Source organism: Sodalis sp. RH19 (assembly GCF_047324215.1).
In the GTDB taxonomy this organism is placed as follows: domain Bacteria; phylum Pseudomonadota; class Gammaproteobacteria; order Enterobacterales; family Enterobacteriaceae; genus Acerihabitans.
This window is the reverse complement of sequence record NZ_CP178734.1, coordinates 388,089-401,299: the sequence shown is the minus strand read 5'-3', so window position 1 is coordinate 401,299 and position 13,211 is coordinate 388,089. Positions and strand designations below refer to the sequence as shown.

Below are 13,211 nucleotides of genomic sequence, written 5' to 3'. Positions count from 1 at the left end.
ATAGAATGGCCGCGGCGGCGTATTGCTTCACCGCCGGGCACCGGCCGCGGGTTATCCGTACACCCGTGGGCGCGAGGTTATTTTTCGGCGGATTCGGGAGCCGGGAGTTCGGTCGCCTCGATAATCACTTCTTCGCCGCGCACCAGGGTAATGACCCGGAACAGCAGGCTCAGGCCGATACCCACCACGGTGGCCAGCGCCATGCCTTTCAGTTCGGCGGCGCCCAGATGGATTTTGGCGCCGCTGACGCCGATGATAAGGATAACCGAGGTCAGGATCAGATTTTGCGGTTTATTATAATCCACCTTCGATTCGATCAGCACCCGGATGCCCGAGGCGGCAATCACCCCGTAGAGCAGCAGGGAAACGCCGCCCATTACCGGCACCGGCACCGCCTGGATGGCCGCCGCCAGCTTGCCGACGCAGGAAAGCAGGATGGCGAGGATAGCCGCGCCGCCGATAACCCAGGTACTGTAGACCTTGGTAATGGCCATCACGCCGATATTCTCGCCGTAGGTGGTATTGGGCGTCGATCCAAAAAATCCGGACAGCATGGTGGAAAAACCGTTGGCGAACAGCGAGCGATGCAGGCCGGGATCGCGCAACAGATCTTTTTTGACGATATTGGCCGTCACCACCAGGTGGCCGACGTGTTCGGCTATCACCACCAGCGCCGCCGGCAGGATGGTCAGGATGCCGATCCACTCAAAGCGCGGGGTATAAAAGGTCGGCAGCGCGAACCAATGGGCGGCGGCGACCGGGGATAAATCCACCACGCCCATCGCCCAGGCCAGCGCGTAGCCCACCAGCACCCCGATCAGGATCGGGATAATGGCCAGGAAGCCGCGAAACAGCACCGATCCCAGCACGGTAACACCCAGGGTCACCAGGGAAATAATAATGGTGGAACTCGCCACCGGCGCGCCTTCCGTCGGCAGCAGCCCCGCCATATTGGCCGCGACGCCGGCCAGTTCCAGGCCGATTACCGAGACGATGGCGCCCATGGCGGCCGGCGGAAACACCACGTCAATCCAGCCGATACCGGCGACCTTGACGATCAGCGCCACCACGCAAAACAGCGCGCCGCAGGCGATAAAGCCGCCCAGCGCCGCTTCATAGCCCAGCGGCAGCAACAACAGCACCGGCGATATAAAGGCAAAACTGGAACCCAGGTACGCCGGGATCTTGCCCTTGCAGATAAACAGGTACAGCAAGGTGCCGATGCCGTTAAACAGCAGGACGGTGGCCGGATTGATTTTAAATAAAATCGGCACCAGCACCGTGGCGCCGAACATGGCGAACAGATGCTGAAAGCTGAGCGGGATGGTTTGCAGTAGTGGCGGGCGTTCATCAACACCGATGGCGCGACGGGTCATGTTGAGTTTCCTTAAAGTGAGAAGCAAAAAAAAGCCGGCCTGCCGGCCGGCTTGATTTTATTTGGTGCCAAAGAGTTTATCGCCCGCATCGCCGAGGCCCGGCATAATATAGCCGTGCTCGTTAAGCCCCTTGTCGATGGCCGCGGTATACAGCTCGACGTCGGGATGGGCTTTTTCCAGCGCCGCGATACCTTCGGGCGCCGCCACCAGGACCAATATCTTGATACTCTTGCAGCCAGCCTTCTTCAGTAGGTCGATGGTGGCGATCATCGAGCCGCCGGTGGCCAGCATCGGATCGACCACCAGCGCCATGCGCTCGTCGATGCTCGAGGCCAGCTTCTGGAAATAAGGCACCGGCTCCAGGGTGGTTTCATCGCGATACATGCCGACCACGCTGATACGCGCGCTGGGCACGTTTTCCAGCACGCCGTCCATCATGCCCAGGCCCGCGCGCAGGATAGGCACCACGGTGATCTTCTTGCCCTTGATTTGTTCAATTTCCACCGGACCGCACCATCCCTCGATGGTGACCTTTTCAGTTTCCAGATCGGCGGTTGCTACGTAGGTCAGTAAACTTCCCACTTCAGAGGCCAATTCACGAAAACGCTTGGTGCTGATATCATTTTCACGCATCAAACCTAATTTATGTTTCACAAGCGGGTGCTTTACCTCAACGATCTTCATCATTATTCTCCCCAAGTAGCATTAATTGCGCAAAAAAATCGCGAGATTATAACCCCTTTTATTTACTGCGCCATACGAAAATAGCTGATCCTGATCAACCGTTAAGCGAAATAAAGGCTGGACAACAAAAGCCGGGAGGGCGTTTGACATCACCACTCGCAAACGATTGCCCACGCTGTTAGAATTGCCTGCGCCAGAATACAAGCCAACATACCATCTCCGTGGGGATCTTGCAGTGACCGATAAAACCTCTCTCAGCTATAAAGACGCAGGCGTGGATATTGATGCCGGCAACGCCTTAGTAGACCGCATCAAAGGTGTGGTGAAACAGACAAAACGTCCGGAAGTCATGGGCGGGCTGGGTGGGTTCGGCGCGCTATGCGCCCTGCCGCAGAAATACCGCGAACCCATCCTGGTATCCGGCACCGACGGCGTCGGCACCAAGCTGCGTCTGGCGATGGATTTAAAACGTCACGATACCATCGGCATCGATCTGGTGGCGATGTGTGTCAACGATCTGGTGGTGCAGGGCGCCGAGCCGCTGTTCTTCCTGGACTATTTCGCCACCGGCAAACTGGATGTGGATACCGCGGCGGCGGTGATTACCGGCATTGCCGAAGGCTGTAAACAGTCCGGCTGCGCCCTGGTCGGCGGCGAAACGGCGGAAATGCCCGGCATGTATCATGGCGAGGATTATGACGTGGCGGGTTTTTGCGTCGGCGTGGTGGAAAAATCGGAAATCATCGATGGCAGCAAGGTACAGGCCGGTGATACTCTGCTGGCCCTGGCCTCAAGCGGCCCGCACTCCAACGGGTATTCCCTGGTGCGTAAGATCCTTGAGTTCAGCCAGACCGACCCGCTCACCACCCAACTGGACGGCAAGCCCCTGGCCGATCACCTGCTTGAGCCGACGCGCATTTATGTTAAGGCGCTGCTGGAGCTTATCGCGCAAACCGAGATCCACGCCATCGCCCACCTCACCGGCGGCGGTTTTTGGGAAAACATCCCCCGGGTATTGCCGGCGGACACGCAGGCGGTCATCGACGAGGGCAGTTGGCAATGGCCGGCGGTATTCGGCTGGCTGCAGCAGGCCGGCAACGTCAGCCGCCATGAAATGTACCGCACCTTTAACTGCGGCGTCGGCATGATTGTCGTGGTGCCTGCGCACAGCGCCGATCGGGCGCTGTCGTTGCTGGCTGGCCTGGGCGAGACCGCCTGGAAGCTGGGCGAGATCCAGGCGCTGGCCGGCGGCGAACGGGTCATTATCCGTTAATGAAAAAGCTGGTGGTGCTGATCTCGGGCGAGGGCAGCAATCTGCAGGCGGTGATCGACGCCTGCCGGCAGGAAAGAATGCCGGCACGGGTCGCGGCGGTCTTCAGCAACCGGGCCGACGCGTTAGGACTCAGGCGCGCCGCCCGCGCCGATGTGCCCGCCCGCGCGCTGCTGCCCGGCGACTATCCCGACCGCGCGTCCTTCGACCGCGCCCTATGCGAGGCCATCGACCGCTATCAGCCGGACGCGGTGATCCTGGCCGGTTATATGCGCATCCTGTCGCCGGACTTTGTCAGCCATTACGCGGGACGGATGCTGAATATCCACCCTTCCCTGCTTCCCTTGTATCCGGGCCTGCATACCCATCGTCAGGCGTTGGCCAACGGCGATCGCGAACACGGCACCTCGGTGCATTTCGTGACGGAACAGCTGGACGGCGGCCCGGTCATCCTGCAGGCGAAAGTGCCGGTCTTCCCCGGCGACACCGAGGCCGACCTGATCGCCCGGATTAAAACCCAGGAGCATGACATCTACCCACTGGTGATAAGCTGGCTGCTGGACGGCCGGCTTACGCTGCGGGAAGGCGCCGCCTGGCTGGACGGCGCGCCCCTGCCGCCGGCGGGATACGCGGCGGAATAAACGCCGCCGCGCCGCGCCATAACGCCGTCGGCAGCCACGGCGCCCGGCCGGTAATGACGTTCACTGGGCGCCGACGCCCTTCGCCGGTAACATGGCCAGGCGAATTAGCGCAGGCGGCCGGTAATATATTCTTCGGTCTTACGCTGCGCGGGCGAGGTGAACAGCCGATCGGTGCCGGCGTATTCCACCAGCCTGCCCTGATGGATAAAGGCGGTATAATCCGATACCCGTGCGGCCTGCTGCATATTGTGGGTCACCAGCACCAGGGTGAAATGCGCTTTCAGCGAAATCATCAGTTCCTCGATGGTCAGCGTGGTGATGGGATCAAGCGCCGAGGTCGGTTCATCCAGCAGCAATACTTCCGGTTCAATGGCTATCGCCCTGGCGATGACCAGCCGCTGCTGCTGGCCGTTGGACAAGCGGAACGCATTCTCCTTCAGCCGATCTTTTACTTCATGCCATAGCGCCGCCGCGCGCAGCGCCTGCTCGGCCGCGTCGTCCAGCACCCGCCGGTCGCGAATGCCCAGCAGGCGCAGGCCGTATACCACGTTATCGTAGATGGATTTCGGAAAGGGATTGGGCCGCTGGAACACCATGCCCACCCGCCGCCGGAGCGCCACCACATCCTGCCGCGCGTCGTTGACATCCCGCCCCGACAGGCGCACCGCGCCTTCGACGCGGCAATCATCGTTCAAATCGTTCATGCGGTTAAAACAGCGCAGCAAGGTCGATTTGCCGCAGCCGGAGGGACCGATCAGCGCGGTAATACGCTGCCGCGGGATCCGCAGGGTGATATCCTCAAGCACCGTACGGCCGCCGTAGGAGACGCTAAGATGCTCGGTCTCCAGGACAGTCTGCTGCGGGGTAAAGCGCTGGACATCCGGCATCTGCGCAAAGAGATCGGGGGTTAGCAGGGACATAAATCACACTCCATTAAAGCGCCAGCGCGCGGTATTTTTCCCGCAGGCGGTGACGCAGGCCGATGGCCGCCAGGTTCAGCCCCACCACGATCACCACCAGCAACAGCGCCGTGGCGAAGACCAAAGGACCCGCCGCGTCGCTATCGGGACTTTGCAGCGCCATATCGTAAATCTGGAAGCCCAGATGCATAAATTTCCGCTCGGCGTGCAGATAGGGAAACACCCCGTCCAGCGGCAGCAGCGGCGCGGATTTAATGACCCCGACCAGCATCAACGGCGCGGTCTCGCCCGCCGCCCGCGCCACCGCCAGGATAAGCCCGGTGATCATCGCCGGGGCCGCGCCCGGCAGCACGACGCGCCACAGCGTTTCCGCCCGGGTGGCCCCCAGCGCCAGCGACCCATGGCGCAGCGACGGCGGAATGCGCGCCAGGCCTTCCTCGGTGGCGACGATCACCACCGGCAACGTCAGCAGGGCCAGCGTCAGCGCGGCCCACAGCAGCCCGGGGGTGCCGAAGGTCGGATTGGGCAACGCATCGGCATAAAACAGTTGGTCCAGCGTACCGCCAAGCACATAGACAAAAAAGCCCAGGCCGAACACGCCATACACAATAGAGGGCACCCCCGCCAGGTTGCCCACCGCAATACGGATTAGCCGGGTCAGCCAGCCGGACTTGGCATATTCATGCAGATACACCGCCGCCATCACCCCGAGCGGCATCACCATCACCGACATCAGCATCACCAGCAGCAGCGTGCCGACAATGGCCGGGAAAACCCCGGCCTGCGCCGGATAGTCATTGGCGTCGCGGGCGACAAAATGACCGATTTGCGTGGCCCAAAGCCTGACTTTTGCCATAAATCCCATTGCGTTGGGATACCAGGCGCGCTCGATTTCCCGCAGCGGTATCTCGCGGGTGGCGCCCCGGGCGTCACGCAGCAGCACCCGATCGCGGTCCATCTCTTTATCAATATCCGCCGCCTGGCGGGAGAGACTCTGCGCCTGGTGTTCGAGCTCACCCTGGCCGGCGCGGTACAGCGCCTGGTTGAGCGGCGTCCATAGCCCGTCTTTTTCCCATTGCTGCCGCCGGGCGGCTAACCGTTCGGCGCGCTGGCCAAGGTCGGCCTGCATCCTGGCGCGCAGTCCCGCGGCCAGCCGGCGCTGCGTGGCCATTGACGCCAGCCGCTGTTGCAGCGCCCGCGGCATATCGTCGGCGGTCAGGGGTTGCCCGTCCTCGGTCATGCCCTGCAGGAAACCATACTCCCTGCCATAGCCGCTGCGTTCCAGCACCACCAGATCCGGCGGGCGGGAGCGCGCCACCACCCGATCCGCCCGCACCCGATAAAAATCCCGGGCGGCTGAGGCGCCGCCGGTGCGGATAATATAAAATTTATCCCCCTCGCCGCCGGGCGGCGCGGCGCGTTTTTCGGCGTAGATTTCGCCGATCCACGTGTCCGGCTGGCCGGACGCCGTCTCCAATTGCAATTGATATACCGGCTGCGGCCAGAACAGGCGCATGCCCTGCAGGCTGAGCAACGCCACCAGCATCAGCATGGCCAGCAGGCTGACGCTGACCGAACCGGCCGTCAGCCAGACCCATGGGCGGCCGGATTGGAACCAGTGCTTCATCCCGTCTCCCCGTCCTGTTGGCGGTAATGGGCGCGCAGGCGCAGGCGCAGCGCTTCGGCCAGGGTGTTTATCAGGAACGTAAAGATAAACAGCACCAGGGCTGTCAGCAGCAATAACCGATAGTGCCCGCTGTTAAGCGACGCCTCGGGTATCTCGATGGCGATATTGGCCGCCAGCGCGCGCAGCCCCTGGAACACGTTGCCGTCCACGCGCGCCATGTTGCCGCTGGCCATCAGCACGATCATCGTCTCGCCGGTGGCGCGTCCGAGTCCCAGGATAAACGCCGAAAACAGGCCGGCGCCGGCGGACGGCAGGGTGACCCCCAGCAGCGTTTGCCAGGGGGTTGCGCCCAGCGCCAGCGATCCCTGGATCAACCGCGCCGGCACGTTGAACAGCGCGTCCTCCGCCAGAGAAAACATCACCGGCACCAGGGCGAAACCCATGGCGGTGCCGACCACCAGCGCGTTCAGCGGGTTAAAATCGTCTCCCAGCCAACCCGACAGGGGCTGGCCGAACAACGCCGCATCGATCCAGGGCGAAAGGCGGCACGCCAGCCAAACCACCAGCGCCACCACGGGCAGCAGCAGCAGACAGTCCCAGCCCGCGGAAAACCGGGCGCCGAGGCGGGCGGGCAACCGGCTGACCCCCCAGCCGGTCGCCAGTATCGCCAGCGGCAGCAAGAGCGGCAGCAGCAAAATGCCGCTCAGCACCCGGCTATAGTAGGGCGCCAGCCACAGAGCGGCGATCAGGCCGATAACGACGCTTGGCACCGCCCCCATGATTTCCATGGCCGGCTTGATCCACCGCCGCAGCGCCGGCGCCATAAACCAGGCGGTATACATTGCCGCCGCCAGCGCCAGCGGGGTGGCGAACAGCATGGCGTAACCGGCGGCCTTCAGGGTGCCGGCCAGCAGCGGCACCAGGCTGAATTTGCCGCCGTCCAGGCCGCCGGCGGCGGTGGATTGCCAGACCCAGGCCGGCGCGGGATAGTGGTGATAGGCTATTTTTTGCGTCAGCGTGCGCCAGCTGATATCGGGGAAGGCGGTATCGAGCCGCCAGATGCGCCAGCCGCCGGCATCCAGGGTGACGATGGCCTCATCCGCCCCGCCGCCGGGGCTGGGGCCGGGCTCACCGATTATCGGACTGAATACCGCGCGCAGGGCGGGCGCCAAACGCGTCTGCAGCAGGGGGACCTCCTGGCGGGCGCTGAACAGGGAGAACGTACCGTCCGGGGCCAGCACGCCGAACACCGCGCGCTGCGCCGACGCCAGGATCTGCGCGCCGGGCGGCAGCGGGGCGGCAAATTCCCGAATGCGCGCCAAATGATGTCCTTTATCATCGCTGACATCGAACCACAGGGCGAGCCGCTGGCCGGCGGCGCGCACCAGCAGGGAGCCGTCCGCGGGCAGCAGGGTAACCTGCGCCGGGCCCGCTGGCGCCAGCGCCTGCCGCTGGCGCAGCTGGATTTGACCGTCGTCGTTGAGCCGGTAGATGCTCAGCAGGTTTTCGGCCCGCAGATACAGCAGGCGGCCGTCCGGCGACAGCAGCACCTCATCGACGGTGCCGTCGTCCGGGGTCAGTTCGCTACGCGTCAAGCCGTCTGGCCCCAGGCGGGCGACCAGAATCCGGCCGGATGCCAGCTGCGCCGCCATGACCGCCTGCTTTTCCGCCGGCTGCGCCAGCGCCGCATGACGCAGCGGCTGGCCGTCGCCGCTTAACGGCAGCGGGTTTTCCCCGAACGGAAATACCCAGGAGAGCGCGGCGGCGCGGCCGTTCGGCTGCGCCAGACGGGCGTTGCCGCGGCGGTCAAGCAAGAGGTACAGCGGCTGGCCGCCGCTGGCCGCCGCCAGTCCGGCAAAATCCGCCATCAGGCCGGCCGCGGACGGCGCCGCGCCGCGCCGCGGCAGCAGATGTCCCTGCCCGCGCCCATCAATAACATAAGCGCTGGACAGGGAGGCGTCGATACCCATGGCCTGAATGGCGGCCACGCCAGCGCCGTCCGGCGGCGCGGCCGCCTGATCCCTTACCGCCTGACTCCAGGGGACGGCGCCAAGCGGCGTGACCGAGGGGGAACGAAACAGCGGCAATACCGCGTACAGCAGATAAAAAAACATGACCAACAGCGTTAACAGCACCAATGCCCCGCCGCCGCTGACGAGGCCGCGCGTCACGCGGTCGCTCCATCGACGGTAGGCGGCGGTTTTCGTATTGGATAGCCGTTTTATTGTCATATTCCTCTGTTATATAGAGTCAACCCTATGGTCGGTACTGATTAAGGAAGCCTATGTTGCCTGTAAGATATTAAGATGACAATCTTAAGAAGGTTGTTCTGATGGACTTTGCTCCCGTGGGGGCGATAATACTCTTAATACAGGATCCCCCCTTCCTGAACAAATTAACGGAGTGGCAATGGGTCAGGAAAAGCTTTACAGCGAAAAAGAACTGAGTTGGTTATCGTTTAATGAACGTGTTTTGCAGGAAGCCGCGGACAAATCCAATCCTCTCATTGAGCGGATGCGGTTTTTAGGCATTTATTCCAACAACCTGGACGAGTTTTATAAAGTCAGGTTCGCGGAATTAAAACGGCGCATCCTGATAAGCGAAGAACAAGGATCCAAGGTAACATCGCGCCATCTGCTCAATAAAATCCAGGCCAAGGTGCTCAATGCCGAGCAGGAGTTCGATAATCTCTATAACGATCTGCTGCTGGAAATGGCGCGCAACCAGATATTCCTGATTAACGAACGGCAATTATCCCCCAATCAGCAGGAGTGGCTGCGCGTATATTTCAAACAGCAGCTGCGCCAGCATATTACGCCGATCCTCATCCAGCATGACACGAATCTGGTGCAATTCCTAAAGGATGACTATACCTATCTGGCGGTGGAGATTATCCGCGGCCAGGAGACCAACTACGCCCTGCTGGAAATTCCGGCCGATAAAGTGCCGCGTTTTATCAATCTGCCCGCCGAGCCGCCACGCCGTCGCAAACCAATGATTTTGCTTGATAATATCCTGCGCTATTGTCTTGACGATATTTTTATCGGCTTTTTTGACTACGATACCCTGAACGCCTACTCCATGAAAATGACCCGTGACGCGGAGTATGACCTGGTCACGGAAATGGAGTCGAGCCTGCTGGAGCTGATGTCGTCAAGCCTTAAGCAGCGCCTGACCGCGGAGCCGGTACGGTTTGTCTACCAGCGCGATATGCCCAACAGCATGGTGGAAATGCTCAAGGATAAGCTGGGTATTTCATCCTATGACTCGGTCATCCCGGGCGGCCGTTACCATAATTTCAAGGATTTTATTACCTTCCCCAACGTCGGCAAGGCCAACCTGGTGAATAAACCGTTGCCGCGCCTGCGCCATACGTGGTTCGAACACTTCCGCAACGGATTCGACGCCATCCGGGAACGGGATATATTGCTGTATTACCCTTATCATACCTTCGAGCACGTCCTGGAGTTGTTGCGCCAGGCGTCCTTCGACCCCAACGTGCTGTCGATTAAAATCAATATTTACCGGGTGGCGAAAGATTCGCGCATTATCGACGCCATGATCCATGCCGCCCATAACGGCAAAAAAGTCACCGTGGTGGTGGAGTTGCAGGCGCGCTTTGATGAAGAAGCCAATATCCACTGGGCAAAACGGCTGACCGAGGCCGGCGTCCATGTGATTTTCTCCGCCCCTGGGCTTAAGATCCACGCCAAGCTGTTCCTGATATCGCGCATGGAAGGCGAGGAGATCATGCGCTATGCGCATATCGGCACCGGCAACTTCAATGAAAAAACCGCTCGCCTCTACACCGATTATTCTCTGATTACCGCCGACCCGCGCATTACCAACGAAGTGCGGCGGGTGTTTAATTTTATCGAAAATCCTTATCGTCCGGTCAGCTTCGATTATCTGATGGTATCGCCCCAGAATTCGCGCCATATGCTGTACCAGATGATCGATCAGGAAATCGCCAATGCCCAGGCCGGGCTTGCCTCGGGCATTACGCTTAAAATTAACAACCTGGTGGATCAGGGGCTTATCGACCGGCTGTACGCGGCCTCCGGCGTGGGGGTGCGCATCCGTATCCTGGTGCGCAGCATGTGCTCGCTGATCCCCAACCTGCCGGGCATCAGCGACAATATCCAGGTAACCAGCATCGTCGATCGGTACCTGGAGCACGATCGGGTCTATGTCTTTGAAAACGGCGGTGATAAAAAGGTATTCCTCTCCTCCGCCGACTGGATGACCCGCAATATCGATTACCGTATCGAAGTGGCGGTGGCGCTGCTGGACCCGCGCCTCAAGCAGCAGGTTCTGGATATTCTGGCATTACTGTTCAGCGATACGGTAAAAGCGCGCTATATTGATGCCGCCCTCAGTAATCGCTATGTCCCGCGCGGCAATCGTCGTAAGGTACGTGCGCAGATAGCCATCTATGATTATATTAAGCGACTTGAGCAATCCGGAGATCAGGCCTGACGTATGCCATTAAATAACTTAACCACGCCCAAACCCGAAGAATTCGCGGCCATCGATCTGGGATCGAACAGCTTCCATATGGTGGTCGCCCGGGTGGTCAACGGCGCGTTGCAAGTGCTGAGCCGGCTAAAGCAGCGGGTGCACCTGGCCGACGGGCTGGATGCCAATAATGTGTTAAGCGACGAGGCCATAGAGCGCGGGATAAACTGCCTGGCGCTGTTTGCCGAGCGCCTGCAGGGGTTTTCCCCGCTGCGGGTGACCATTGTCGGCACCCATGCCCTGCGCGAGGCGGTGAATGCCGAAAAGTTTCTCACCCTGGCGGCGCAGGTGATCCCTTACCCGATTGAAATTATTTCCGGCCATGAGGAAGCGCGGCTGATTTTTATGGGCGTGGAGCATACCCAATCCGAAAAAGGCCGCAAGCTGGTGATTGATATCGGCGGCGGCTCGACTGAGCTGGTGATTGGCGAAAATTTCGAGCCTATCCTGGTGGAAAGCCGCAGGATGGGGTGCGTGAGTTTCGGCAATCTGTTTTTCCCCGGCGGCGTCATCAGCCCGGCGCATTTCCGACGGGCCCGCCTCGCGGCGGCGCAAAAAGTGGAAACCCTGGCCTGGCAATACCGCATTCTCGGCTGGCAGGTGGCCCTGGGCGCGTCCGGCACCATCAAGGCGGCCTGTGAAGTGCTGCTGGCGCTGGGCGAAAAGGACGGCGCCATTACGCCTGAGCGTTTGCAACTGCTGCATGACAAAATCATGAAGTTTAAAAATTTCAGCGCCCTGAACCTGCCGGGACTGTCCGAGGAGCGAAAGAGCGTGTTCGTGCCCGGCCTGGCGATTCTGTGCGGCGTGGTGGATGCCCTGGCCATCAGTGAATTACAGCTTTCCGACTGCGCCCTGCGCGAAGGGGTGCTGTATGAGATGGAAGGCCGCTTCCGGCATCAGGATATTCGCTCGCGCACCGCCAGAAGCCTGGCGGAACACTACAATATCGACAGCGATCAGGCCAAACGCGTCTGCGACACCACCGACCATCTGTATCAGCAATGGTGCCGGCAGAACGAGGATTTGCAAAACCCGCAGCTGGAAGCGCTGTTGATCTGGGCCGCGCAGTTGCATGAAGTGGGCCTGGGTATTAACCATAGCGGTTTGCAGCGTCATTCGGCCTATATATTGCAGCAGACCAATATGCCGGGATTTAACCAGGAACAGCAGCTGTTGCTGGCGACATTGGTGCGTTTTCACCGCAAGGGCATCAAGCTCGACGACATGCCGCGCCTGACGCTGTTCAAGAAAAAGCATTTTCTGCCCTGCCTGCAGCTACTGCGGCTGGCCGTATTGCTGAATAACCAGCGCCAGGCCACTTCGCCGACGCAGCTGCGGCTGCTGACCCACGAGCATCATTGGACGCTGGTGTTCCCGGCCGGTTTTTTCGCCCAGAACAATCTGGTGCAGCTGGATCTGGAACGGGAGCAAGCATACTGGGCGGAAGTTCCCGGCTGGCGCCTTGATATCACCGAGGAAGCCGAGGCGGTGAGTTAACCGCGGCGCGCAGAGGCTCCCGGCGTAGGGGGCCATGGCGCGCTATGGCTTACGCCCCCAGGCCATTGTTACCGCCCCAGGCTCATGTGCGGCTTGTGTGCGGTTTGACATGGATGTATAACATTCCTATGACTGAAAAGCGTCCGGAGATCATACAATCGCTTCCCCAATGCGGTTATAATGACAACCGATGCCGTTATCCCATAACCTTGAAAGGACCCCTTTAGTGAAGTTGGCCTATCCTATGCGCAGACGACGAACCTCGGTGCGAATGACTCGCTGGATCCTGTTTATCAGCTTTATTTTTTTATTCGCCCGTCTGATCTTCGCCACACTTGGCGCCTGGGACCATCACCAGGATACCCTGTCGGAACCGGCCGGCCAGATCATCAATGTCGACAATAGCCACGACGATTAATCCCGCCCCCGCCGCCGTTCGCGTGTAGTCGGCTGTAAGCTGTTCCGGCACAGGCCCGCGCAATCCGCTGCGCCGCGACCGTTTTCCCCGTCGCTTTTATCGCGTCCGATCCTTCCCGCGCCCCGCTGTGCTATCTATACTGCTTGCGACGGTAACCGATTTATCCGCCCGCAGCCCATAGTCAAACACGGGGAACGCACGCTATGCCCGCCATCAAACAACACTCCCTGGAACTGACCGGCCTGCGCCGTCAGGTA

At 60.7% G+C, this 13,211-nt stretch carries 10 protein-coding genes; 5 read left to right on the top strand and 5 right to left on the bottom strand.

Features of this window, described 5'->3' with window-relative positions; translation table 11 throughout:
• Positions 1 to 77: 77 nt before the first annotated feature.
• Positions 78 to 1,376, bottom strand: a complete 1,299-nt coding sequence (gene uraA, locus ACL2XF_RS01850) for a uracil permease (RefSeq protein ID WP_410014084.1) — start codon at positions 1,374 to 1,376, stop codon at positions 78 to 80.
• A gap of 57 nt (positions 1,377 to 1,433) precedes the next feature.
• A complete protein-coding gene (gene upp, locus ACL2XF_RS01845; RefSeq protein WP_162368174.1) occupies positions 1,434 to 2,060 on the bottom strand; it encodes a uracil phosphoribosyltransferase in 627 nt (208 codons plus the stop codon).
• A 235-nt stretch (positions 2,061 to 2,295) separates the two neighbouring features.
• On the opposite strand from upp, the gene purM reads away from it, so the two are divergent.
• Entirely contained in the window at positions 2,296 to 3,333 is a 1,038-nt protein-coding gene (gene purM / locus ACL2XF_RS01840; RefSeq protein ID WP_413727894.1) for a phosphoribosylformylglycinamidine cyclo-ligase, read from the top strand.
• Positions 3,333 to 3,971, top strand: a complete 639-nt coding sequence (gene purN, locus ACL2XF_RS01835; protein ID WP_410014082.1) for a phosphoribosylglycinamide formyltransferase — start codon at positions 3,333 to 3,335, stop codon at positions 3,969 to 3,971. The genes purM and purN overlap by 1 nt, the downstream gene beginning before the upstream one ends.
• A gap of 104 nt (positions 3,972 to 4,075) precedes the next feature.
• Here purN and pstB read toward each other — a convergent pair whose 3' ends face one another.
• The 3 genes from pstB to ACL2XF_RS01820 are packed head-to-tail and all read right to left on the bottom strand — an operon-like array spanning position 4,076 to position 8,749.
• Entirely contained in the window at positions 4,076 to 4,891 is an 816-nt protein-coding gene (gene pstB, locus ACL2XF_RS01830) for a phosphate ABC transporter ATP-binding protein PstB (protein ID WP_413727893.1), read from the bottom strand.
• 13 nt (positions 4,892 to 4,904) lie between these two features.
• Positions 4,905 to 6,518, bottom strand: coding sequence for a phosphate ABC transporter permease PstA (gene pstA / locus ACL2XF_RS01825; protein WP_413727892.1), 1,614 nt, complete (start codon positions 6,516 to 6,518; stop codon positions 4,905 to 4,907).
• On the bottom strand, positions 6,515 to 8,749 hold the full coding sequence (locus ACL2XF_RS01820) for a phosphate ABC transporter permease (RefSeq protein WP_413727891.1): 2,235 nt from the start codon (positions 8,747 to 8,749) through the stop codon (positions 6,515 to 6,517). The genes pstA and ACL2XF_RS01820 overlap by 4 nt, the downstream gene beginning before the upstream one ends.
• Before the next feature lie 178 nt (positions 8,750 to 8,927).
• On the opposite strand from ACL2XF_RS01820, the gene ppk1 reads away from it, so the two are divergent.
• The 3 genes from ppk1 to ACL2XF_RS01805 all read left to right on the top strand — a co-directional run bounded on the left by ppk1 (position 8,928) and on the right by ACL2XF_RS01805 (position 12,954).
• Positions 8,928 to 10,997: a polyphosphate kinase 1 gene (gene ppk1, locus ACL2XF_RS01815; protein WP_410014078.1), complete on the top strand. Its 2,070-nt coding sequence runs from the start codon at positions 8,928 to 8,930 to the stop codon at positions 10,995 to 10,997.
• Between the two features lie 3 nt (positions 10,998 to 11,000).
• On the top strand, positions 11,001 to 12,536 hold the full coding sequence (gene ppx, locus ACL2XF_RS01810; RefSeq protein ID WP_410014077.1) for an exopolyphosphatase: 1,536 nt from the start codon (positions 11,001 to 11,003) through the stop codon (positions 12,534 to 12,536).
• 271 nt (positions 12,537 to 12,807) lie between these two features.
• Positions 12,808 to 12,954, top strand: a complete 147-nt coding sequence (locus ACL2XF_RS01805; RefSeq protein ID WP_410014076.1) for a YfgG family protein — start codon at positions 12,808 to 12,810, stop codon at positions 12,952 to 12,954.
• Positions 12,955 to 13,211 lie beyond the last annotated feature (257 nt).

Coding starts and splice junctions, on each gene's coding strand:
- ppk1 (WP_410014078.1), top strand. CDS start 8,928: ATGGGTCAGGAAAAGCTTTACAGCGAAAAAGAACTGAGTTGGTTATCG.
- ppx (WP_410014077.1), top strand. CDS start 11,001: ATGCCATTAAATAACTTAACCACGCCCAAACCCGAAGAATTCGCGGCC.
- upp (WP_162368174.1), bottom strand. CDS start 2,060: ATGAAGATCGTTGAGGTAAAGCACCCGCTTGTGAAACATAAATTAGGT.
- uraA (WP_410014084.1), bottom strand. CDS start 1,376: ATGACCCGTCGCGCCATCGGTGTTGATGAACGCCCGCCACTACTGCAA.
- pstA (WP_413727892.1), bottom strand. CDS start 6,518: ATGAAGCACTGGTTCCAATCCGGCCGCCCATGGGTCTGGCTGACGGCC.
- purN (WP_410014082.1), top strand. CDS start 3,333: ATGAAAAAGCTGGTGGTGCTGATCTCGGGCGAGGGCAGCAATCTGCAG.
- ACL2XF_RS01820 (WP_413727891.1), bottom strand. CDS start 8,749: ATGACAATAAAACGGCTATCCAATACGAAAACCGCCGCCTACCGTCGA.
- ACL2XF_RS01805 (WP_410014076.1), top strand. CDS start 12,808: ATGACTCGCTGGATCCTGTTTATCAGCTTTATTTTTTTATTCGCCCGT.
- pstB (WP_413727893.1), bottom strand. CDS start 4,891: ATGTCCCTGCTAACCCCCGATCTCTTTGCGCAGATGCCGGATGTCCAG.